Below are 22,179 nucleotides of genomic sequence, written 5' to 3' on the forward strand. Positions count from 1 at the left end.
GCAGGCCCGGCGCGCAGGTTACCAGGGATTTATCATGAAAATAGAACAGTTGCTTACGCCGGTCAGTATTGAAGATCCGTGTGGGGAAAATCTGGAATACGACGCCGGCTTTATGGCGATGGAGCAGGCCGCCGCCGGCAAGCAGGAACAACAGTTCGGCGATACCATTATCCCGGCCGAAGCGCCGGACTGGTCGCAGGTGGAGCGCCTGGCCGCCAGTCTGCTGGAGAGAACTAAAGATCTGCGCGTCATGCTCACCCTGACTCGCGCCTGGACCCAGTTGCAGGGGCTGAGCGGTTATGCCAGCGGTATTAGCCTGATTCACCAGGCGCTGGAGCGTTACTGGGACTCGATTTTCCCTCTGCTGGAATTCGACGGCGAGCTGGATCCGTTATTCCGCATTAACGTGCTGGCGGATCTGGGGGATAAATCCCCATTGACGCTGGCCCTGCGCCAGGCGACGCTGCTGAAAAACGCCGGCGGCGAGATTTCCGTGCGCGATGCCTGCGCTCTGCTTGACGGCAGCAAACAGGAGAACAGCGGCTATCCGGGCGGCAAAACCCGCCTGCTGGACGAGCTCGCTCAGGGTGGACAACCGGGAATTGATGCCATACTGAATATTGCGCAAACATTGAACGCGCTGCGCGAGACGATTACCCGCCATCTGGGCGAAAGCGCGCTGCCGGAAATGTCTCTGCTGCAGAAAACAATCGGCGCCCTGGCTCAGGCCTGTCAGTCACAGACGCCGCTGGCGGTTACGCAACCGCCGGAGGGGCAGCCGGACGAATCGGAACAGGTGATAAAACAGGCGGCGTCAGCGCCTGCGGTGATGAACTGGCAGAGTATGCAGATTACGTCGCGCGACGATGTGCAGTTGGTATTGGAAAAAACGAAGCAGTATTTTCAGCAATATGAACCCAGTCATCCTGCTCCTTTATTGATTGATCGGGTACAGCGGCTGATTAAGCTTAATTTTATGGATATCGTCCGGGATCTGGCTCCCGATGGAGTCAACCAGCTCGAAACGATCTTTGGGCGTCCTGATTCTCAGGGCGAGTAACACTATTATGCAACTGCGCGCTGTGCCCGTTGCCGTATATTTATTTGATGGAGAAAACGATGCCAACAATGAAATCACGTAGCGGACAGAAGTTCATTGCCCGTAATCGCGCCCCCCGCGTTCAGATTGAATACGATGTGGAAATTTACGGTGCAGAACGCAAGATCCAGTTACCGTTCGTTATGGGCGTCATGGCCGACCTGGTTGGCAAACCGGTTGAGGGTCTGCCCGCCATCGATGAACGCAAATTCCTGGATATTGATATCGATAACTTCGACGAACGAATGAAATCGCTGAAACCGCGCGTCGCCTTCCAGGTTGATAATACGCTGAGCGGCGAAGGCAAACTGAATATCGATCTGACCTTTGAAAGCATGGAAGACTTTTCTCCCGATGCTATCGCCCGTAATGTTGAACCGCTGGATAAACTGCTGGAAGCCCGCACCCAGCTATCCAACCTGCTTTCCTACATGGACGGGAAAAACGGCGCCGAAGAGCTGATTTCACAAATTCTGCAGAATCCGACCCTGCTGCAATCCCTGAGCAATGCCCCTAAACCGGCTGAAAATACTGATGACTCTGCGACTCGTGAGGAATAACCAATGAGCGATCTTTCACCACAACATGAACCCCGGCAGGGACAACAGGAATATACCCACGACGAATTCAGCGCCCTGCTGAACAAGGAATTCCGGCCTAAAACCGACCAGGCGCGCAGCGCCGTAGAAAATGCGGTTAAAACGCTGGCGCAGCAGGCGCTGGAAAATAGCGTGACGGTATCGTCCGATGCCTACCGGACGATTCAGGCGCTAATCGCGGAAATTGACGAAAAGCTCTCCGCTCAGATCAATCAAATCGTTCATCACGAAGAGTTTCAGCAGCTGGAAGGCGCATGGCGCGGTTTGCACTACCTGGTCAGCAATACCGAAACGGATGAAATGCTGAAGATCCGCTTCATGAGCATCTCCAAGAAAGAATTGGGCCGCACGCTGAAACGCTACAAAGGCGTCGGCTGGGACCAGAGCCCGATCTTTAAGAAAGTTTATGAACAGGAATACGGTCAGTTCGGCGGCGAGCCCTTCGGCTGCCTGGTAGGCGACTACTATTTCGACCACAGCCCGCAGGACGTCGAGCTGCTGAGTGAGATGGCCAAAATTGGCGCGGCGTCTCACTGTCCGTTCATTTCCGGCACCTCGCCCAGCGTGATGCAAATGGAATCATGGCAGGAACTGGCCAATCCGCGCGACCTGACCAAAATCTTCCAGAATACGGAATACGCCGCCTGGCGCAGTCTGCGCGAATCGGAAGATGCGCGCTACCTGGGCCTTGTAATGCCGCGCTTCTTATCCCGTCTGCCTTACGGCATTCGCACTAATCCGGTGGACGCCTTCGATTTCGAAGAGGACACCGACGGCGCCAGCCACAATAATTACACCTGGACCAACGCCGCCTATGCGATGGCCGCCAACATCAACCGCTCGTTCAAAGAGTTCGGCTGGTGTACGGCAATCCGCGGCGTCGAATCCGGCGGTGCGGTAGAAAACCTGCCCTGCCACACCTTCCCGAGCGATGACGGCGGCGTTGACATGAAGTGCCCGACGGAAATCGCCATCAGCGACCGTCGCGAAGCCGAGCTGGCGAAAAATGGCTTTATGCCGCTGGTGCACCGTAAAAATTCGGATTTCGCCGCCTTTATCGGCGCGCAGTCACTGCAAAAACCAGCGGAGTATTACGATGCCGACGCCTCGGCCAACGCCCAGCTGTCGGCGCGTCTGCCTTATCTGTTTGCCTGCTGCCGTTTCGCGCACTACCTGAAATGCATCGTGCGCGACAAGATCGGTTCTTTCCGTGAGCGTGACGATATGGAGCGCTGGCTGAACGACTGGATCATGAACTACGTGGATGGCGATCCGGCCAACTCATCGCAGGAAACCAAATCCCGCAAACCGCTGGCCGCCGCGGAAGTACAGGTGGAAGAACTGGAAGACAGCCCGGGTTACTATGCGGCTAAATTCTTCCTGCGCCCGCACTATCAGTTGGAAGGACTGACGGTTTCTCTCCGTCTGGTTTCCAAACTGCCGTCGCTGAAAAGTAAAGAGGCGTAAGCAAAACAGGTCGCAAACGTTATGAGTTTGCGGCCTGAAACGTTCTTTCCGCAACAGAAGGATAAGGGATGAATATACACCGAGTGATTGCGGGCGGTCTGCTGATCCTTTCGACGCTGGCCACGGCAGAGACACAAACTTATCAATACCCAAGAGCAGATTCGTTGCCAGAAGATGATACATCGGTTTTTCCGCGCGATCCGACATTGTTAACCGGTCATGATATTAACCTGACTGCGGAACGTTTTTTTCATGCCTGGAGCAACAAAGGAAACGAGCGCGAACGAATCAAGGCTGATATGTATTTTCTGGGCGTGCTTGACGCCACGGAAGGGGTCGGCTGGTGTGAATATAAAAAAATTCTGCCAGGTTCAGCACATGAATATGTTTTCTCGCGTCTGGCGAAATTAAATCCTGAACAAAGAAAGCAGCGTGCGGCAACCTTTATTATGGATTCAATGGCGGAGATTCTACCCTGCGGAAAAGATAGTAAAAAATAATGCCGACAGCATTATGCGTTTGCGTCATGATGCGTTCTCTCTGCAACAGAAGGATAAGGATGAATATACACCGGGTGATTGCAGGCGGTCTGCTGGGTCTCTCGATGCAGGTCATGGCAGAGACGCAAACTTATCAATATCCGCGAACTGAGCCGTTACCTGAAGATTCAACGTTAAATTTACTGCGCGATCCCGCATTGCTAAATGGTTTTGACGTCAATATGAATGCACAACGTTTTGCCAGCGCCTGGTTTTCTAAAAACAACGAGCGTGAACGCATTAAAGCGGATATGTATTTGTCTGGTGTACTTGATGCCACTGAGGGTAAAACCTGGTGCGGATATAATCGGCTTCTGCCAACGTCAATACATGAAAACCTCTATGCATATTTTGAAAATATCAGTGCGGAACAAGGGAAACAGCGCGCATCCACGTTAATTGTTAATGCGATGACCGAATTGAGCCCATGTAAAACGGAGAGTAATAAATGAGACCGTTATATGACCAATTAAAAATACAACATTACTCTTCAAACAATCAACGGGCAGGATATGTTGCAGCCGATGTTTTATTCTCAGAAATAGGTTATGACTATTTTGAACTGCTGCGGCAAGGCGAACAATATAAAAACACATGCGCCGTGCGAATGAGTCTGGCATTGCTGAAATGTAATGTAGCATTTTCTGGTCGCTTTACTGTTAAGAGTGGTCAATATAAAGGCAAAAAGTTTGAAATGAGTGCCAAACTGCTGGCCGATCAGTTGAATAGACCTAACGTCTTCGGTAAAGCTGAGATTTACACCGACAAAAACCAGGGCGGGCTTGCTATTTTGAAACGACGCGGTGTCGTTTTTTTCAATAAAATAGAGGGTTATGGCGGCGGGCATATTGATATGATAGAACCGCTAAGCAGCAATTCTTTTATTTGTAATTCTGATTGTTATCCGTATTGCAAAGAAATCTGGTTCTGGGAACTAAAATAAAACTGTCGTCATCTTATAAAAACGACATTCGTCTATTATTCGATGCAATATATACTCTAAATAATTCGGATTGCAGGCCAATAGTGCCAAAAGCCTTTTTGAACAGAGCTTGCGGCGGCCCCGCAAGCGGCATGGACGGAACAGGTAACCAGGCCAACGCACCGACACCTGAAGTATGACGACGAATTTTCAATTTCATGCCCGGCGCAGGGAATTGAAAACTGTACGGCATGGCGCGGTACAGCAACGAGGCAGAGGTAAAATATGGACTGTTTTATTCAGCCCCATGCTTTCCTGTTTGCCATATAAGCGCTTTTTCGAAAGCAATATTTGTCACTAACGAAGAGTAAATATTATGGCTATTGATATGTTCCTGAAGGTCGATGGAGTTACGGGAGAATCAAAAGATTCTAACCACACCGGCTGGACTGATATCACATCGTTCTCCTGGGGTGCATCACAGCCAGGGAATATGAGCGTTGGCGGCGGCGGCGGCGCCGGTAAAGTCAATTTCAACGACCTGCACGTTAACGCCCTGATTGACAAGTCCACCACCGCGATTCTGAAACACTGCTCCAGCGGTAAGCATCTGACCAAAATAGAGCTGTCCGTGTGCAAAGCGGGCGGAACTCAGGTTGAATACTCGCGCATTACGCTGGAGGACGTGCTGGTAACCTCCGTTCAGTACACCGGTTCTGATAACGGCGAACTGGTTGGCGTTTCCTACGCATTCCAGGCCGCGAAAGTGAAACAGCAGTACTGGGAACAGACCACCTCCGGCGGAAAAGGCGCTGAAAGCAGCACCGGCTGGAACATCAAAGAAAACAAAGAAGCGTAAACATCAGGCCTCCCCTGACGGGGAGGTCTCTACTTTATTGTCATTCACCACAAGCAAACCGTTTCTCAGAATAAAAGCCCCATAGCCTTCTCTGGATATGGATAGCGTAATGCTGGCGGCCATATGATATGGTGGAACAGTACCATTTGTTCTGATGACTTTCATTTTTTAGAACCTGCGCATCATCGACGTTTCGTACCAACATCGGCGTCATTATGTATGTTAAAGCAGAATGCTTTTATTTTTTATTATATATTCCAGACAACTCGGGTTATAAGAAGGCACTCCCGCAGAAGTCAGTAATAAAACCGACATATCCGCAATGTAAAATATGGCGGTATATTATATTGTAATGAAAACCAAAACAGCAACAATACGTTCATCACATTCATAATACTTTAGAATACAGAATATGATTGAGATCGCTGACAAGGTCACCGATAAGCCTGAAATTCCCGGGCCTGGCGCGGCGAGGACGCTTCGGCGGCTAACGCCGTTACGCCCCCTCCCGGCGAATCCCTAATCACCAATCCGGTGATTAATTTGCAATATCCTGATTATATTTTTATGGTAATAAAAGGCCTGCGATCTGATAAGTGTGACGATGATATAATCAACAACGGTGGTGCTGTCATTCAATAAACTATGGGATAATCATCCTTATCCTGAAACCCTGAATACCTTACCAGCCGGGGTGCGATAAAAATGGGTATAGTTCTGGAAAAATCGGGAATTAATCTCAACGATTTTACGGTACAAAAATTCACATTAATCTCAAACATGAACCCAGGCAAACGGACTGGAGAAAACACAAGTTTCTTGCGGGTAAAGCGGTTAAGAAAAAATGTTGTCCAGGCGGATTGCGCCGGTCAAAAAGGCATTGTTTTATCCAGGATGACTGAAGCGCCACTGACCATATTGATGTCTGGGATGGCGCCAGAATGTCAATGAAAGACGGTAGCCCGGATTACCTTAGCCGTGGGAAAGAAATCTGGCTTCGGGAGCTATTATGACACTAATAACAAAAAATATATTTGTCCTCACGACATTACTACTGTTTTTCAGCCAGCAGAGTTACGCGGAACCAACCGTCACCGATAAATTCACGTTTAAGCAGCATAATGTGACGCTGATTCAACAAGATCAGACGTGCAGGCTGGAGATTTCATCGGCAAAGGATAAAAAAATATATCCGCTGACATTAACGGCGCCTTGTTATTTTCTGCGCAATAAAGAGGCTAAACCCCAGAGTCAGCGCTACCCGGATGTAAAAGCAGAAGCGGTATTTATTATTGCCGGCAATCCGCTGTCGAAAAAAGAGCGAAAAAGATGGAACCTGTCGCCTGATACCGTCTGCGGAACACAGGGGCAAGGATTAATTTTTGATGGCGCGACATTTAGCGTTAGCCCCAAAACGTTAAACCACATGTTATTATGTAGAGATAAAGGTGCCGACGAGAAAAATTATTGGGGACTTAGTCATTAAATAAAAAGATTAAGATTCTGTCCCGTCAGTGATTATTACCGTCGTCAGTCTGGATACGGACAGCGCGCCAAAATTGAAGTCGGTGCATTTTTGAGCGCCGCCGGATACTCAAATGGCAGGAGAAAACGCTGAACGAACAGGCGGTAAGCTGAACGTGATAATTTGTATTCTCTAAATAATTCGAGTTGCAGGAAGGCGGCAAGAGCGTAAATCCCGATGAGTCTACACAGATAAGTGATTCAGGTGCGGACAAACCTGCGCGGAGCAGGTTTGAACGCCGCCTGCGGCGCTCTGAAAGGGCGAGCCTCATGAATGGGGCGAATAATCCAGTCGACGTACCTGCAACGTAGAGTATGACGAGTATAAAAAACAATTGAATTTTAGTTGTCTGTCATTCGACAGACGGCTGAGATAACTGAACAGACATTACCATTGTTCAGTCGCGAGGCAGAGGTAAAATATGGACTGTTTTATTCAGCCCCATGCTTTCCTGTTTGCCATATAAGCGCTTTTTCGAAAGCAATATTTGTCACTAACGAAGAGTAAATATTATGGCTATTGATATGTTCCTGAAAGTCGACGGTGTGTCCGGTGAATCGAAAGATTCCAACCACACAGGCTGGACTGATATTACGTCCTTTACCTGGGGCGCGTCCCAGCCGGGCAATATGTCCGTGGGCGGCGGCGGCGGCGCCGGTAAAGTCAGCTTTAACGACCTGCACGTTAACGCCCTGATTGACAAATCCACCACTGCGATTCTGAAACACTGCTCCAGCGGTAAGCATCTGACCAAAATAGAGCTGTCCGTGTGTAAAGCGGGCGGAACTCAGGTTGAATACTCGCGCATTACGCTGGAAGACGTGCTGGTTACATCTGTTCAGTACACCGGTTCTGATAACGGTGAACTGGTTGGCGTCTCTTACGCATTCCAGGCCGCGAAAGTTAAACAGCAATACTGGGAACAGACCACTTCCGGTGGTAAAGGCGCTGAAAGCAGCACCGGCTGGAATATCAAAGAAAACAAAGAAGCATAAAAATCAGGCCTCCCCTGGCGGGGGAGGCCTGTATTTTCTTCCCATTGACCACATTGCGGACTTACAGGCGTTAAAGCCCGTTCGGTTCATCCATCCAGCAACGTTGGTTATTCAGCAAAAGAGAACGACTATTTTCTTGAACACCAAAAAGTATTAGACACAGTCCCGACAGCGATAAAATAACGTGTTTAATCAACATAATGCATTACGCCCTAAATAATTCGAGTGGCAGGATAAACATGATCGTTTTGTCCTGCCACTCGAATCATTTAGGATACACATCCACGTTAAGGGTTTACCGCAAATGATAACAATGTCTGTTTTATCGGCTGGTCGGTCAATAAACCTGAGATTACCACATTAATGCCAACGGTAGGTTTTAGCTGCCGGGAAGCTGAGGTTTGTAACAAAACCGGCGCTGTCGGTCTTATTTGTGATAAAAGCGCGACAGCGTTCAAACTTGCAGTTATCTATAAAGCGGCTTCGCCAGTGAATCCGTTATTTTCACGGCTATAAAACTAATAACAGCATATCAATTAAATAGCTTCGCATAATAGCGCTACACCTGCCCTGCAGGTTGAGTGACAACGATATTATGATTAAATCACAATCAACTGTGTTTAATGATTATTTAAATGTTCTTATCATCAGTTACGCGCTGTGGCATGGTCAAAAGTGAAGCATCAATGCGCGAAGCTATTTAATCAAACGCTAACGGATAAAATAGGATCATCAGGCGAGACCAATATCGCATAACTCAGAAAGTGATACGGAACACAATGAACCCACGGTAAATATGGATGTTTTGATCCGTTCCATACTTTGTTGTTTGCCATCTCAGCACTTTATATAAAGCAACATTAACCAACGAAGAGAATATATTTTATGTCTATTGATATTTTTATGAAGGTTGACGGCGTCAGCGGCGAATCGAAAGATTCCAACCACACCGGCTGGACCGATATCATCTCCTTCTCCTGGGGCGCTTCCCAGCCGGGCAATATGTCTGTAGGCGGCGGCGGCGGCGCGGGTAAAGTCAGCTTCAACGATCTGAACATTGATGCGCTGATCGATAAATCGACTACGCCGATTCTGAAACATTGCGCCAGCGGCAAGCATCTTGGCAAAGTTGAGGTTTCCGTCTGTAAAGCTGGCGGGCAGCAGATTGAATATGCTCGCATTACACTGGAAGATGTGTTGGTCACCTCGGTACAATATATCGGCGCGGATAACGGAGACACCCTCGGCGTGTCCTATTCCTTCCAGGCCGCCAAAGTGAAACAGCAGTATTGGGAACAAACGACGTCCGGCAGTAAAGGCGCTGAAAGCAGCACTGGCTGGAATATCAAAGAAAACAAAGAAGTCTGATTACCAGTCCCGTCTGCCGGCGCAAAGTTCGCCGGCTGACGGCTCAGGCATCGCCACAATTTAATGCCATTTGTTCGCTGCGCCATACCGCGCTGCGCGGCGGACGAGCAAAGATAACGAGCCATATGATTTCAGCGGGCCGCAAGGCGGCGAGCGGGATCCTTCCCCGTCGCCAGGTCGCAAAAGGGTAAACCTCGTCCCGGCGCAACCATCAACGCCGCGGCGGCAGCCCCAAAGAGCGGGTAATTTAGGAAAACACCCTACCCGCAACCAGAAAGAGACAGCGTATATTTAGCGTGACGTAATGACAACGCGCGTCACCGGACATATCAGGACGACAGTAACCGGTGGTCCCGATGATAAAATAGCGTTTCTCACGCACGTCAGGGTAACTCCTGAATAACTCGTTGCATCGTATCCAGTCATTTAGCAGGCAAACATATGCGATTTACCATCATTAAAAGTAAAAGTGGAGAGCAGCCACCGCAGATGAGTTGCGACTTTCTGGCCCCCGGGGGCACGATAGGGCGCAGCGTGGACAATAATCTGGTTCTCCCTGATGACGATCGGGCTATCTCACGTCTGCAGGCCATCGTGCATATTTCATCCAACGGCGAATGTCATATCACTAACCGGGGCAATGTCACCCTTGTCATGTTAAATGATATTCCACTGGAGCGCGGGCGCCAGGTTGAACTGCAGGAAGGCGATATTTTAGGCATTGGTGATTACCAGCTGCAGCTCAGCGACCAGCAACTGACGGCGCAACCGCCCGCGGCCAGCGTTCAGGCGACACGGAATGTCGCCGCGCCGCAACCTGCGCCAGCGCCAGCCCCGGTTGAGCCGGCCGCCAATAACGGCTCGACCGCCATTCCCAGCGAAATCTGGGACAGCCTGGCGCAGGAATTTTCTATTGATATTCCGGTCACAAAACGCGCGCCCGTCTTCAACGATGCGGCGCATCCATTGACCGAAGCGCCGCTGGCTCAGGAGATAAACCCGGCCGATCCGCTGAAGCAAATCGAAACGCCTGCCGATCTGCAGCAATTTCAGCGTCGCGAAACCGATCCCGCCGAATTGTTCAAAGAGGACCCGACCTTTCAACGGGAAAATATTCTGCAGGATGCAACGCCCAGCACGCTGCTGGCGGGGCAAAACAGCGCCAGACCGGCAGATTCCGGCAGCAAAAACAGCAAAGATGAGCTGGATCCGCTGGCCCTGTTCGGCAACGGCGGCGGCGAAACAATCGGCAACGACGATCCATTGGGTATTCTGACGGATAATGCCGTTCCGCTTAGTCAGCCTAATGCGCCCGCCGCCCAAACGGAACATCCGTCCACGCCAACGGAGCCGGCGGCAAGCGAACCTCTGCCGCCGTTGGATATGCCGCGGCCGGAAGAGCCGATCGAAGACATTATCCCCGAACGGGTCCAGCACAGCGCGCCCGCTCAGGATCTGGCGCCGTATCCCGATCCCGTCGAGCCGCCGCGAGCCGCCGCTCAGGAACCAGCCCGACAGACGGAACCGGAACCGGAGCCGATTCATAGCGAACTGCAGCCGGATATAACGCCGGCGGACGAGGACTATCCGGACTTCATCGAAGAGGACGCCGGCGCGGCGCCTTATGGCAAAGCGCCGGCCATGCCGGCACGCGGGTCATCACGCTCGTCGGCCCGGTTGGGCATCGACCCCGTCGACTACACGCGGCCAGGTCAACAGCCGCAGATTCACGATACAGAAATGCTCGGCGGCGAACTGCTGCAGGCGCTGCTGGCCGGCATCGGCCTCAACGACATGTCGCCGTCGCCTAAATTCGACAAGGCGCAGATGCAGCAATTAGGCCGTCTGCTAAGCCTGTTCTCGCAAGGCACGGTCGCCCTGCTCTCCTCACGCTCGATCCTGAAACGCGGGGTAAAAGCCGAGATGACCATGATCCTCGATGAGGCCAATAACCCGTTCAAACTGTTGCCGTCCGGTAAGACCGTGCTGATGCAGATGTTCGGCAGCCATATGCCGGGCTTTATGCCGCCGGAACAGGCCGTGCGCGATGCGCTGATCGACCTGCAGGCCCACCAGTTGGGCATGATAGCGGGGATCCGCGCAATCATCGCCGCGATGCTGCAGTCCTTTAACCCGGAACGGCTGGAAGAAGAAGCGCGCCGCGAAGGCAGCACGTCTCGTCTGTCGCTGCCGGGCAGCCGCAAAGCCGCGCTGTGGGATCACTTTGTCAAAAGTTATCAGAAAACCACCGGGGAAATAGAGGATGACTTCCACACCCTGTTTGGTGAGGCGTTCCTCCACGCTTACGATGTCGAAGTTAACCAGTACAAGGACTCACAGGCTAACCCGGAATAATGATGAATATAACGATATCCTCAATATCAAATCAGGGCACGCGCGCCAGCAATCAGGATCAGACCGGTGAAATCGTCGGTAAACGTTCGGCCTGCTTTGTCGTCTGCGATGGCATTGCCGGTTTCCCGGGCGGCGACGTGGCCGCCCGGCTGGCGCGGGACGAAATTCTGCGCCAGTTCGACGGCGAAAATCATCTGGATGCCCAGCAGATTCGCCACTACATTAACCAGGCCAACGACCGTATCCGCCAGCAGCAGAAAACCCACGCCGACTACGGCCGTATGGGCACCACGCTGGTTGGTTTATTTATCGACCGCGACTATCAGTTAGCCTACTGGGCGCATGCCGGCGACAGCCGTCTGTATCTGTTTCGCCGCGGCTATCTGTACCATGTCACCACCGATCATAGCCTGATCCAGCAAATGAAAGACGCCGGCTACCAGACCCAGGGCATTAACGGCAACCTGCTCTACTTTGCTCTGGGAATGGATGAAGAGCGCGACGCCAGTTATGGCGATGTCCTGCAACTGGAGGATGGCGACGCATTTTTGCTGTGCACCGATGGTTTCTGGCACGGTTTTTCCACCAGCGAGCTGGAGCAGTCTTTACATATGGTCAACTCGCCGCAAGAATGGCTTACCCTGCTCCAGCAGGCCATTAAGAAAAGCGAGATCAACGATAACTACAGCGCTATTGCAATCTGGATCGGCGAACCACAGGAAACAACGTTGCTGCACTCGCAGGCGGAAGCGGAACGCTTTCTGCCTTTGCACGACTGACTGGCTTATCGACTCATACCGTTTAAGGAATAGTATGAAATACTGGATAATCGGGATATTACCGCTACTGGCGGCCGCCCCCGCGGCGGCCGAGAGTTATCGCGTGGTTTCCTCACCGTCACTGCAGCTTGAAGTTTTTATCGACAACGTGAAGGATACGCAGCCCGAAAGCTGGTGTCGCAACACGCTCCCGTTGCGTATCGTATCCGGCGAAGATCGCCGGGATAGCGAAGTGCTCAATAACTTTATGCCGCGTCTGGGCAATTTGTTGCAGCACCAGTGTCCTTCGCTGCAGTCTATTTCATGGCAATTCAACAACAAAAAGGGCGAGGATATCGCCAGCGGCAGCGCACAGAAGAATCAAAACTGGAAAGTGCAGGTTGCTATCGCGCCGCTGCCGGAAAAACCGGCGGCCGAACTGCCGACCGAGCTGTCGCCGCGCGCCGACAGCACCGCCTGGCAGCGCTTCGAGCTGCCTGACGGCTGCGCCTTTCGCACTTACTGGGGACAAAGCGCCGGCGACGCGCTGTTTATTCCCGACGATAAGTCGCTGACCTGCGGCGACGATAAATGGCTGAGCGGGCAAACTCGTCTCTCGCTGACCGTCAACGGCAAACTGCAGCCCACCGACGTCGCCTTTATTCAGGGATATCCGATGGCGGGGCTGAGCGTGGAGCAAGCGGAAAATATCCACGTGATGGAAGCCAACAATCAACGCCTGATTCTGCAGGAGAAAAACCTGCCGCAAAGCTGGCTGGTGCTGCCGTACCGCAAGGCTCAGCACGCCTGGGTCTATGACTCGACGCTGGTGGTGCAGATTGACAAAGAACAGGCCCGGAACGCCAACGTCCTGAAACAGCGTCTGGACGCCGTCCGTCAGGCCTGGACGCCGCATCTCAGCCGTAAGGCCATCGCCAATATTCTGCTGGTCGAGAACTTTTATCCCGAACTCCAGGATCCGGCTATCGGCGTATACCGGGAAATCCATGCGCCGCGTTAGTTGAGCCAGCTGAATTTTCGCCGTTCCGGCCAGAACCGGAGCGCAACGATATAAGGACATGTTATGCACTTACTTTCCGAACGGGTTGCCGGCCAATCGATAGCGCAGGCGATCAGCCAGTTGGAAAACGATATCAGAGCCCGTCCGGCCGATGCGGATCTGCGCGCCGCGTTGACGCAGTTGCTGTGCCTGGCGGGTAACTGGACGCGCGCCCGGGCGCAGTTAAAATCCTGGCTGGCGCTTAAACCAATCGCCGGCCCCACCGTCACTCTGCTGGATCAGGCGATCGCCGGTGAAATCGAGCGCCAGCAGGTGTTTGCCGGCCAGTCTCGGCCGCAGATACTCAATCACGGCCGCGACTGGGTCAACAAAATGGTGGATGCGCTGCAGGCGGAGACGCGCGGAGAAAACGATTTCGCCGCGCAGCTGCGGGCTCAGGCGCTGGACGAATGTCCGCTGAATCCGGGCCGGCTCACGCTGTCCGCCGGCGGAGAAAATACGGACGAAGAACAGCATACGTTCGACTGGCTGGCCGACGGCGACAGCCGGCTCGGTCCGATCTGCGAACTGGCCATCAACGGGGTTTACTACTGGGTGCCGTTTGGCGCCATCGCGGAAATCAATTTTCTGCCGCCGGGCAGCGCCGGCGATCTGGTCTGGCGCCATTCGCGCGTCAGCCTGATCGACGGCCAGGAGCAGGTCTGCCAGATCCCGGTCCGTTATCCCTTTGGCCTGCAGGCGGGCAATGACGAACTGCTGGCCCGGACCACCGTCTGGTCGCAACCAACGGAAGATCGCTTTATCGGCCACGGGCAAAAGACCTGGCTCAACGATCAGAACGATTACCCGTTACTGTCGCTGGTCGCCCTCAGTTTTAGCCAGAATGTGAGCGCCGCATGAGTCAGTCATCCCGGTATTCAGATCGCGACGCGTCGTACAGCCAGCACGGTTTCCACCAACGCGATAACAAAGACTCGCTGACGCCGCGCGATAAAATGCTGCCCACGCTGCTCGACCGGCTGACCGACAACGCGCCGGATCAGCAAAAAGATGCGGCCGGCAGCCGCCTTATTTCGCATAAGGCGCTGCGCCGCACCGTACTGCGCGATCTACAGTGGCTATTTAACTGCATCAACAGTGAGGCGATTCAGGATCTGAGCGCTTATCCTCAGGTCAGGAAATCCACCTACAACTTTGGCGTAGCGCCGCTGGCCGGGAAACGAATGTCCGATATTGAATGGAACGATATTCAGCGGAAATTAACCGATGCCATTTTGTCTTTCGAACCGCGCATCATCCCACAGGGGTTACAGGTACGCTGTATCTCAGATACCCATTCGCTCGACTTACACAACGTCCTGTCTATCGAAATTAAAGGGCGCCTGTGGTGTGTTCCCTATCCGCTGGAGTTTCTGTTTCGTAGCGACGTGGATCTGGAAAACGGCCATTTTGAACTGAAAGATATGGACTAACGATGGACAGCAAATTACTCGATTACTATAACCGTGAGCTGGCCTACCTGCGGGAAATGGGGGCCGAATTCGCCGAACGCTACCCTAAAGTGGCCGGCCGGCTCAACATGCGGGGTATTGAGGTCGCCGATCCCTACATCGAGCGGCTGATGGAGGGGTTCGCCTTCCTGACCTCCCGCATTCAGCTCAAAATGGACGCCGAATTCCCGCGTTTTTCCCAGCGTTTGCTGGAGATGATCGCGCCCAACTATCTGGCGCCGACGCCGTCGATGGCCATCGCCGAACTGACGCCCGACAGCGCCAAGGGCGATTTGAGCAATGGCTTTCTCGTTCCGCGCGGCACCATGATGGAAAGCCAGACGCTGAAAAAAAACGGCGTCACCTGTAGCTACACCACCGCGCACGACGTCACGCTCCACCCTGTCACCATCAAACAGGTGGAGTTGAGCGGCATTCCGGCCGACCTGCCGCTCTCGCAGCTCGGCTTCAGCCAGCAGGGGATCCAGAGCGCGTTGCGTATCCGACTGGAGTGCTACGACAGCGTTTATCTCGATCATCTTAATATCAACCAGCTGATATTTTTCCTCAGCGGCCCGGATATTCAGGCACAGTCGCTGCTGGAACTGATCATGCAGCATAACGTGGGCATTGTTTGCCAGGTGCCGGGAGAGTCCGGAGAACCGCCGCGCTACCTGACGCTGCCGGAAGAAAATCTGAAGCACGAAGGCTTTGACAGCGAACAGGCGCTGTTGCCCGGCGATCTGCGCAACTTCGACGGCTATCGGCTGCTGCAGGAATATTTCGCCTTCCCCGCCCGTCTGCAATTTTTCAGCATAAGCGGTATGCGCTCGCTGCTGAAACAGACTCAGAATCAGCGGGTTTTCGACATCATTATTCTGCTCGACCACAGCAACGCCAAACTGGAACAGGTGGTGGACAAGAGTCATCTGGCTCTGCACTGTACGCCGGTAATCAACCTGTTTCCCAAAAACGCCGAGCGGTTGAAGATACATGAAGGCGTCAACGAATATCACCTGGTGGTGGATAATATCCGTCCGCTGGATTATGAGATTTTCTCGGTACAAAAACTGTATGCGACCGACAGCGACCGCCAGCATGAACAGCTGTTTCGTCCGTTCTGGAGCACCTTCGGCCAGGACAACGGTAATTACGGCGCCTACTTCTCGCTGCGCCGCGAACAGCGCGTGTTGTCGGAAAGCACCCGTCGCTACGGCACGCGCACCGGCTATATCGGCTCGGAGGTCTTTCTGTCGCTGGTCGATGAGCAACACGCTCCGTGGCGATCCGACCTTAAGTATCTGTCGGCTCAGGTCATGTGCACCAGCCGCGATCTGCCCCTGCTGCTGATTCAGCAAAACCAGGGCGCGTTCGCCATGCCGGACTCGGTGCCGATTCGTCAGGTCTCACTGCGCAAAGGCCCGACCCCGCCGCGTCCGCCGCTGGCGGAAGGCGCGGCGGTCTGGCGTCTTATCAGCCACCTGCAAATGAACTACCTGAGCCTGATGGATGGCGAGCCCCAGCAGGGCGCATCGGCGCTGCGTCAGTTACTCGGCCTGTATGCCAATATGGCCGAACCTGCCATCGCTCGTCAGATTGAGGGCATCCGCCACTGCACGCTGAAACCAGTGTATCGGCGCATACCCGAGCCAGGCCCCATCGTCTTCGGCCGCGGCGTGGGGATTGAACTGGAAGTGGATGAACAGCCCTTTTCCGGCTCCAGCCCGTGGCTGCTGGGCAGCGTGCTGGAACGACTGTTCTCGCGTCTGGTGGCGATCAATATCTTCACGGAGATGAGTCTGAGCAGTCAGCAACGCGGCGAAATCGGCTTCTGGCCGGCGCGCATGGGCAAAAAGGCGTTGATATGAGCAAGAACGCCTCAACGTTAACGATCGCCAGCGCACGCCGGTTACCGGATGATTTCTGGCCCAAACGGATGCAGGCGCCGTACCGCTATGATCTGTTCCAGTTGCTGCGCTGGATCGACGCTCAGGGCGGCGAAAGCTATCCGCTGGGGCGCGGCCAGTTGCCGCGTCACGAACCGGTGAGGCTGGGGCAGGAACCCTCCCTGTCGTTCGCGCCCTCCACGCTGGCGAAAATTACGCCGCGCGCCGGGAAAAATATTCATGATGTGAGTATCTACAGCTTCGGACTGTTTGGGCCTAACGGCCCGCTGCCCCTGCACATCACCGAATATGCGCGCGAGCGGATCTATCACCATCAGGATCCGACGCTAACCGCCTTTGCCGATATGTTCCACCACCGGCTGACGCTGCTGTTTTACCGCGCGTGGGCCGATGCGCAGCCGACGGTTTCGCAGGATCGGCCTGACGATCATCGTTTCGAACATTATCTGGCCAGTTTGATCGGCATGGGGCAACCGGCGCAGAAAAACGCGGACAGCGTCAATGAACACGCCCGTTATGCGCTATCCGGGCATCTGACCCGCCACGGTCACGACGTGGAAGGGCTGGAAAAGATCCTGCGTTACTATTTCAATGTACCGGTACGCCTTATCGAGAACGTGCCGCACTGGCTGAATATCGACACCCGCCAGCAGGCGCAGCTGCGGGCCGGCAAACGCGCGCCTCGACTGGGGCAGGATGCCTTTCTCGGCGTCGCCACGCGCGACGTACAGCATAAATTCATCATTGAGATGGGGCCGCTCACCCGCGCCGAATACGAAAAACTGCTGCCCGGAACGCCTTTATCCATCCAGCTACGCGACTGGGTAAGGCAATATCTGGGTATTGAATATGTCTGGGAAGTAAAACTGGTGCTGCGCGCCGACGAGGTCGCCAGTACGCGGCTACAGGGCGCGCAGCGGCTCGGCCTGTCCAGTTGGCTGGGCCGGCAACCGCAGGTCTGCGAGCGAGGCGATCTGGTCTACGCGCCGGAACACTTGTAAACAACATAAAGAACGAAGCCTTCGCGCTGGCCATCCGCCGGCCAGCGTTATTTATCTGTGGATGAATCAATCATCGTAAAGGGAAACTATGTCAGAAATCAGTCGAGCCGTGTTATTCGGCAAATTGGATGGCCTGTTGTTCAGCGCGCTGGAAGGTGCTACCGCATTCTGCAAACTCCGCGGCAATCCTTACGTTGAACTGGTTCACTGGCTGCATCAGTTAATGCAGCAGCAGAATGGCGATCTACAGCATATCATCCGCCGCTTTTCACTGGACGAGCCGCAGCTGGCGACGGATATCGTCGCCGCGCTGGATCGTCTGCCGCGCGGCGCCAGCTCGATCTCCGATCTCTCTGAACATATTGATACCGCGGTGGAGCGCGCCTGGGTCTACAGCTCGCTGACCTACAACGCCGCCCGTATCCGCGGCGGCCATCTGATGCTGGGTCTGCTGAAAAATTACGCGCTGCGTCAGAGCCTGCTCGCCATCTCCCCGCAGTTTTCCCGTCTGAATGCGGATACGCTGATGGATAATTTCGCCGATATGCTGGACGGCAGCGAAGAGTCGCAGGACGCCGCACCGGCGGCAGCGCCGGCGGAAGGCGCCATACCGGGCAACGCGAAAGGCGGTACGCTACAGCAATATGCGCAGGATCTCACCGCGCGGGCGCGGGAAGGCAAACTCGACCCGATTGTCGGGCGCGATGATGAAATCCGCCAAATGATCGATATCCTGATGCGTCGTCGGCAGAACAACCCGCTGCTGACCGGCGAAGCCGGCGTGGGCAAAACCGCGGTGGTTGAAGGCCTGGCCCAGCGCATCGCCTCCGGCGACGTTCCGCCGCCGCTGCGCGGCGTACAGCTCTGGTTGCTGGATATCGGCATGCTGCAGGCCGGCGCCGGCATGAAGGGCGAGTTTGAAGCGCGTCTGCGTAGCCTGATCGACGAAGTCCAGTCCAGCCTGACGCCTATCGTCCTGTTTATCGATGAGATCCATACGTTGATCGGCGCCGGCGGCCAGGCGGGCACCGGCGACGCGGCCAACCTGCTGAAACCGGCGCTGGCTCGCGGCCAACTGCGCACCATCGGCGCCACCACCTGGGCCGAATATAAAAAATACATTGAAAAAGATCCGGCGCTGACCCGCCGCTTCCAGGTGGTCCAGGTGCAGGAGCCGGACGAAGCGCGCGCGTTATTGATGCTGCGCAGCGTCGTCAGCCCTCTGGAACAGCACCATCATATCCTGCTGCTGGACGAAGCCGTCGACGCGGCGGTGCGTCTTTCACATCGCTATATCCCCGCCCGGCAACTGCCGGATAAGGCCGTGGCGCTGCTGGACACCGCCTGCGCCCGCGTAGCGGTCAGCCAGCACGCCGAGCCGGCGCAACTGGAAAACTGTCGTCACAGCATGGCCGCGCTGGAAGTCGAACTGGACATCGCGCGGCGTGAAGAGAAAGTCGGTCTGTGCGGCCCGCAGAGAGCCGAACAGATCCGGCTGGCGCTGAGTGAAAAAGAGCAGGAAAAGGCGACGCTGGAGCAGCGCTGGCAGGAAGAGAAAACGTTAATTAATCAAATTATCGCGCTGCGCGCCCAACTGCATCGCGGCGATACGGACGACACGGACGGCGTGGACAAGGCGGATGCCCAGCGTCAGGAACTGGCCGAACTGCAGTTGCGTCTTCAGACGCTGCAGGGCGAGTCGCCGCTGATTTTCGCCGCCGTCGATGCCAATATCGTGGCGACCGTGGTCTCCGACTGGACCGGCATCCCGCTGGGTAAAATGGTTAAAAATGAAATTGATGCGGTGCTAAAGCTGGCCGACACGCTGAACCAGCGCGTTATCGGTCAACAACATGGTCTGGAGCTGATAGCTCGCCGGGTGCAAACCTCGCGCGCCAGACTGGACGACCCGAACAAGCCGGTGGGTGTATTTATGCTCTGCGGCCCGTCCGGCGTGGGGAAAACCGAAACGGCGCTGGCGCTGGCGGAAACGCTGTACGGCGGCGAACAGAATATCATCACCATCAATATGAGCGAATTTCAGGAAGCGCATACCGTTTCGACGCTTAAAGGCGCGCCTCCGGGCTATGTCGGGTACGGCGAAGGCGGCGTGCTGACGGAAGCGGTACGCCGTCGTCCGTACAGCGTGGTGCTGCTCGATGAGATCGAAAAGGCGCACCCCGACGTGCATGAAATCTTCTTCCAGGTGTTCGACAAAGGCTGGATGGAAGACGGCGAAGGGCGGCATATCGATTTCCGCAATACGATAATCATTCTGACTTCCAACGTCGGCACCAACATTGTCGCCGGTCTGTGTTCGGATCCGGAACTGCTGCCCGAACCGGAAGCGCTGACTCAGGCGCTGCGCCAGCCGCTGCTGGAGGTCTTTCCGCCGGCGCTGCTGGGCCGCCTGCTGGTCATTCCTTATTACCCGCTGAGCGATAGCGTCCTGCAGCAGATCGTCCGGCTGCAGCTGAACCGCATTGAGCAGCGGCTCAACAAGAACCACGGCATCGCCACCCTGATCGGGGATGAGGTGATTGAACAGATCGTTAAGCGTTGTACCGAAGTAGAATCCGGAGGACGAATGGTGGACGCCATTCTGACCAATACGCTTCTTCCTCAAATAAGTCAGAAAATTCTTGCTGCCAGCGCCCGGGATGAAAAATATCATCAATTGCGGATTTCGCTGGAGCAGGGGGAATTCCACTACCAGTTTGAAGCCTGAAGCCACTTTACCAGAGAGTTATCATCATGCCGGAAATTGACAATAAGAATCCTAATGCGCTCCCTATCGGCTACCGATTCAATGAATTTGAGATTCAGGAAGTCATCGGCGGCGGTGGCTTCGGCATTGTATACCGCGCCTGGGATCATCAGTTGCAAAGAACCATCGCGATCAAGGAATACATGCCGTCGTCGCTGGCCGTGCGTAATGAGGACTATACGCTAGGCCTGCGCGGAGAGCGTTTCAGCAAAACCTTCCAGGCCGGTCTAAACAGTTTCATTAAAGAGGCCCGTCTGTTGGCCCGCTTCAACCACCCCAGCCTGCTGCACGTTATCCGCTTTTGGGTGCAGAACGATACGGCCTATATGGGAACTCAGTTTTATAGCGGCACCACGCTGAAGAACCTGTATCAGCAGCAGCCGGAGATCATTAACGAAGAGTGGATACGCCGCCTCTTGCCGCCGCTGTTCGGCGCCATCAATACCATTCACCGGGAAGGCTATCTGCATCGGGATATCTCCCTGGACAACATCCAGATTCAGGAGAACTTTCTGCCGGTGCTGCTGGACTTTGGCTCCGCGCGCAAGGAAATCAGCAACCTCTCCGACGAAACCGAGACCATGCTGAAACCCGGTTTTGCGCCGATCGAACAGTACACAGAAAACAATGACGGCGATCAGGGTCCCTGGACCGATATCTATGCGCTGGGCGCCGTCCTCCACACGCTGATCGTCGGGTCGCCGCCGCCGGTCAGCGTGGTGCGCAGCATCGAAGACGTGTATCAGCCGCTGGCCGAACGACGCCCGCCCGGCTATTCCCTGCCGCTGTTGACCGCGATCGACAAGGCGCTCTCTCTGCGGCCGGAAGATCGTCCGCAGGTAATTGACGAATTCGCGCAACTGCTGGAGTTGTCCGTTTCCGAAGTGAACGATATTGTGGGCGCATCCAGCCGGATGCCTGGCACCATGCTGGTGGCGGTTGGTCAGGCGGAAAAAGTCAGCGAGACGGAGCAGAAAAAACAGCGTCTGCTGGGGTGGCTAAAACCGCTGGGCATCGGCGCCGGTATGGCGCTGGCCGCCTTCGTCGGCGTAATGGTCGGGCTCAGTCAGGGTAAAGACGACACGGATGACGGCAGTCTGGCGCTGGCCAATAACGCGCCGGCGGCGCAGCCCCAGCCAATGCCACGCGCGCCTGCGGCACGGCCCGCAAACGATGCGCCGGCGCCGGCTCAGACTGCCGCCGACGACGCACTTGCGTCTACCCAGCCGCCGGCGCAGGAGCAACCCGCGGCCGAACCCGAGCCGGTCGCGCCGCCGCCGCTGATTGCGCGAGTCTATTTTAAACTGTCTCCCGGCGACAGCGTACTGCTGAACGACGACAGCCAGGCCATCACCCCGGACGGCAATGGTTTCGTCGTGATGCAATTGCCCGCCGGTCAGCACCAGCTCACCATCCAGAGTCAAAATAAACGCCGTCAGCAGTCGCTGATCATCGATAAGCCGGGCACCTGGCTTATCAATCCTGCAGGTTAACCAGAATGATGCCG

The 22,179-nt window shown here is 54.7% G+C and carries 21 protein-coding genes; 20 read left to right on the plus strand and 1 reads right to left on the minus strand.

The annotated features are described in order from the left end of the window. The first annotated feature begins 34 nt into the window (after nt 1–34). From tssA to FJU30_RS17270, 6 genes are all read left to right on the plus strand, one after another. Entirely contained in the window at nt 35–1,060 is a 1,026-nt protein-coding gene (gene tssA, locus FJU30_RS17245; RefSeq protein ID WP_150436217.1) for a type VI secretion system protein TssA, read from the plus strand. A 59-nt stretch (nt 1,061–1,119) separates the two neighbouring features. Further along, nucleotides 1,120–1,659 (plus strand): type VI secretion system contractile sheath small subunit, encoded by a 540-nt coding sequence (tssB, locus tag FJU30_RS17250; RefSeq protein WP_150436218.1) that lies wholly within the window; start codon nt 1,120–1,122, stop codon nt 1,657–1,659. A gap of 3 nt (nt 1,660–1,662) precedes the next feature. Then, nucleotides 1,663–3,165, plus strand: a complete 1,503-nt coding sequence (tssC, locus tag FJU30_RS17255) for a type VI secretion system contractile sheath large subunit (RefSeq protein WP_150436219.1) — start codon at nt 1,663–1,665, stop codon at nt 3,163–3,165. A gap of 68 nt (nt 3,166–3,233) precedes the next feature. Beyond that, nucleotides 3,234–3,665, plus strand: a complete 432-nt coding sequence (locus FJU30_RS17260; RefSeq protein WP_150436220.1) for a Rap1a/Tai family immunity protein — start codon at nt 3,234–3,236, stop codon at nt 3,663–3,665. Nucleotides 3,666–3,724: 59 nt separating this feature from the next. Further along, entirely contained in the window at nt 3,725–4,156 is a 432-nt protein-coding gene (locus FJU30_RS17265) for a Rap1a/Tai family immunity protein (RefSeq protein ID WP_150436221.1), read from the plus strand. After that, nucleotides 4,153–4,647, plus strand: coding sequence for a T6SS effector amidase Tae4 family protein (locus tag FJU30_RS17270; protein WP_150436222.1), 495 nt, complete (start codon nt 4,153–4,155; stop codon nt 4,645–4,647). Before FJU30_RS17265 ends, FJU30_RS17270 begins: the two co-directional genes overlap by 4 nt. A 13-nt stretch (nt 4,648–4,660) precedes the next feature. Here the strand turns inward: FJU30_RS17270 and FJU30_RS17275 are convergent, their stop codons facing one another. Further along, entirely contained in the window at nt 4,661–4,846 is a 186-nt protein-coding gene (locus tag FJU30_RS17275) for a hypothetical protein (protein ID WP_150436223.1), read from the minus strand. Nucleotides 4,847–5,002: 156 nt separating this feature from the next. Here FJU30_RS17275 and FJU30_RS17280 point away from each other — a divergent pair, with 156 nt between their 5' ends. From FJU30_RS17280 to FJU30_RS17345, 14 genes are all read left to right on the plus strand, one after another. Beyond that, nucleotides 5,003–5,485, plus strand: a complete 483-nt coding sequence (locus FJU30_RS17280) for an Hcp family type VI secretion system effector (protein WP_150436224.1) — start codon at nt 5,003–5,005, stop codon at nt 5,483–5,485. Between the two features lie 705 nt (nt 5,486–6,190). Then, entirely contained in the window at nt 6,191–6,436 is a 246-nt protein-coding gene (locus FJU30_RS17285; RefSeq protein ID WP_150436225.1) for a hypothetical protein, read from the plus strand. 58 nt (nt 6,437–6,494) lie between these two features. Next, nucleotides 6,495–6,971 (plus strand): hypothetical protein, encoded by a 477-nt coding sequence (locus tag FJU30_RS17290; RefSeq protein WP_150436226.1) that lies wholly within the window; start codon nt 6,495–6,497, stop codon nt 6,969–6,971. 551 nt (nt 6,972–7,522) lie between these two features. After that, the gene (locus FJU30_RS17295) at nt 7,523–8,005 is read left to right on the plus strand and encodes an Hcp family type VI secretion system effector (protein ID WP_150436227.1); all 483 of its coding nucleotides are present in this window, start codon (nt 7,523–7,525) and stop codon (nt 8,003–8,005) included. Between the two features lie 885 nt (nt 8,006–8,890). Then, nucleotides 8,891–9,373, plus strand: a complete 483-nt coding sequence (locus FJU30_RS17300) for an Hcp family type VI secretion system effector (protein WP_150436228.1) — start codon at nt 8,891–8,893, stop codon at nt 9,371–9,373. A 441-nt stretch (nt 9,374–9,814) separates the two neighbouring features. Continuing rightward, the gene (tagH, locus tag FJU30_RS17305) at nt 9,815–11,728 is read left to right on the plus strand and encodes a type VI secretion system-associated FHA domain protein TagH (protein WP_150436229.1); all 1,914 of its coding nucleotides are present in this window, start codon (nt 9,815–9,817) and stop codon (nt 11,726–11,728) included. Nucleotides 11,729–11,730: 2 nt separating this feature from the next. Continuing rightward, nucleotides 11,731–12,507, plus strand: coding sequence for a PP2C family protein-serine/threonine phosphatase (locus FJU30_RS17310; protein WP_150436230.1), 777 nt, complete (start codon nt 11,731–11,733; stop codon nt 12,505–12,507). A 34-nt stretch (nt 12,508–12,541) separates the two neighbouring features. Continuing rightward, complete coding sequence (locus FJU30_RS17315; RefSeq protein WP_150436231.1) at nt 12,542–13,507, plus strand: hypothetical protein; 966 nt, start codon at nt 12,542–12,544, stop codon at nt 13,505–13,507. A 63-nt stretch (nt 13,508–13,570) separates the two neighbouring features. Then, the gene (locus FJU30_RS17320) at nt 13,571–14,407 is read left to right on the plus strand and encodes a type VI secretion system accessory protein TagJ (protein ID WP_150436232.1); all 837 of its coding nucleotides are present in this window, start codon (nt 13,571–13,573) and stop codon (nt 14,405–14,407) included. Then, nucleotides 14,404–14,979, plus strand: coding sequence for a type VI secretion system baseplate subunit TssE (gene tssE, locus FJU30_RS17325; protein ID WP_150436233.1), 576 nt, complete (start codon nt 14,404–14,406; stop codon nt 14,977–14,979). Before FJU30_RS17320 ends, tssE begins: the two co-directional genes overlap by 4 nt. A 2-nt stretch (nt 14,980–14,981) precedes the next feature. Next, on the plus strand, nt 14,982–16,865 hold the full coding sequence (gene tssF / locus FJU30_RS17330) for a type VI secretion system baseplate subunit TssF (RefSeq protein ID WP_150436234.1): 1,884 nt from the start codon (nt 14,982–14,984) through the stop codon (nt 16,863–16,865). Further along, on the plus strand, nt 16,862–17,905 hold the full coding sequence (gene tssG, locus FJU30_RS17335; protein ID WP_150436235.1) for a type VI secretion system baseplate subunit TssG: 1,044 nt from the start codon (nt 16,862–16,864) through the stop codon (nt 17,903–17,905). Before tssF ends, tssG begins: the two co-directional genes overlap by 4 nt. An 88-nt stretch (nt 17,906–17,993) precedes the next feature. Continuing rightward, entirely contained in the window at nt 17,994–20,633 is a 2,640-nt protein-coding gene (gene tssH / locus FJU30_RS17340; RefSeq protein ID WP_150436236.1) for a type VI secretion system ATPase TssH, read from the plus strand. Nucleotides 20,634–20,659: 26 nt separating this feature from the next. Continuing rightward, nucleotides 20,660–22,165, plus strand: a complete 1,506-nt coding sequence (locus tag FJU30_RS17345) for a serine/threonine protein kinase (protein WP_150436237.1) — start codon at nt 20,660–20,662, stop codon at nt 22,163–22,165. Nucleotides 22,166–22,179: the final 14 nt, after the last annotated feature.

Source organism: Affinibrenneria salicis, from assembly GCF_008710095.1.

What these genes read in the sequence shown, in the direction of transcription:
- tssA (WP_150436217.1), top strand. Translation starts at nt 35, where the DNA reads ATGAAAATAGAACAGTTGCTTACGCCGGTCAGTATTGAAGATCCGTGT.
- tssB (WP_150436218.1), top strand. Translation starts at nt 1,120, where the DNA reads ATGCCAACAATGAAATCACGTAGCGGACAGAAGTTCATTGCCCGTAAT.
- tssC (WP_150436219.1), top strand. Translation starts at nt 1,663, where the DNA reads ATGAGCGATCTTTCACCACAACATGAACCCCGGCAGGGACAACAGGAA.
- FJU30_RS17260 (WP_150436220.1), top strand. Translation starts at nt 3,234, where the DNA reads ATGAATATACACCGAGTGATTGCGGGCGGTCTGCTGATCCTTTCGACG.
- FJU30_RS17265 (WP_150436221.1), top strand. Translation starts at nt 3,725, where the DNA reads ATGAATATACACCGGGTGATTGCAGGCGGTCTGCTGGGTCTCTCGATG.
- FJU30_RS17270 (WP_150436222.1), top strand. Translation starts at nt 4,153, where the DNA reads ATGAGACCGTTATATGACCAATTAAAAATACAACATTACTCTTCAAAC.
- FJU30_RS17275 (WP_150436223.1), bottom strand. Translation starts at nt 4,846, where the DNA reads ATGAAATTGAAAATTCGTCGTCATACTTCAGGTGTCGGTGCGTTGGCC.
- FJU30_RS17280 (WP_150436224.1), top strand. Translation starts at nt 5,003, where the DNA reads ATGGCTATTGATATGTTCCTGAAGGTCGATGGAGTTACGGGAGAATCA.
- FJU30_RS17285 (WP_150436225.1), top strand. Translation starts at nt 6,191, where the DNA reads ATGGGTATAGTTCTGGAAAAATCGGGAATTAATCTCAACGATTTTACG.
- FJU30_RS17290 (WP_150436226.1), top strand. Translation starts at nt 6,495, where the DNA reads ATGACACTAATAACAAAAAATATATTTGTCCTCACGACATTACTACTG.
- FJU30_RS17295 (WP_150436227.1), top strand. Translation starts at nt 7,523, where the DNA reads ATGGCTATTGATATGTTCCTGAAAGTCGACGGTGTGTCCGGTGAATCG.
- FJU30_RS17300 (WP_150436228.1), top strand. Translation starts at nt 8,891, where the DNA reads ATGTCTATTGATATTTTTATGAAGGTTGACGGCGTCAGCGGCGAATCG.
- tagH (WP_150436229.1), top strand. Translation starts at nt 9,815, where the DNA reads ATGCGATTTACCATCATTAAAAGTAAAAGTGGAGAGCAGCCACCGCAG.
- FJU30_RS17310 (WP_150436230.1), top strand. Translation starts at nt 11,731, where the DNA reads ATGAATATAACGATATCCTCAATATCAAATCAGGGCACGCGCGCCAGC.
- FJU30_RS17315 (WP_150436231.1), top strand. Translation starts at nt 12,542, where the DNA reads ATGAAATACTGGATAATCGGGATATTACCGCTACTGGCGGCCGCCCCC.
- FJU30_RS17320 (WP_150436232.1), top strand. Translation starts at nt 13,571, where the DNA reads ATGCACTTACTTTCCGAACGGGTTGCCGGCCAATCGATAGCGCAGGCG.
- tssE (WP_150436233.1), top strand. Translation starts at nt 14,404, where the DNA reads ATGAGTCAGTCATCCCGGTATTCAGATCGCGACGCGTCGTACAGCCAG.
- tssF (WP_150436234.1), top strand. Translation starts at nt 14,982, where the DNA reads ATGGACAGCAAATTACTCGATTACTATAACCGTGAGCTGGCCTACCTG.
- tssG (WP_150436235.1), top strand. Translation starts at nt 16,862, where the DNA reads ATGAGCAAGAACGCCTCAACGTTAACGATCGCCAGCGCACGCCGGTTA.
- tssH (WP_150436236.1), top strand. Translation starts at nt 17,994, where the DNA reads ATGTCAGAAATCAGTCGAGCCGTGTTATTCGGCAAATTGGATGGCCTG.
- FJU30_RS17345 (WP_150436237.1), top strand. Translation starts at nt 20,660, where the DNA reads ATGCCGGAAATTGACAATAAGAATCCTAATGCGCTCCCTATCGGCTAC.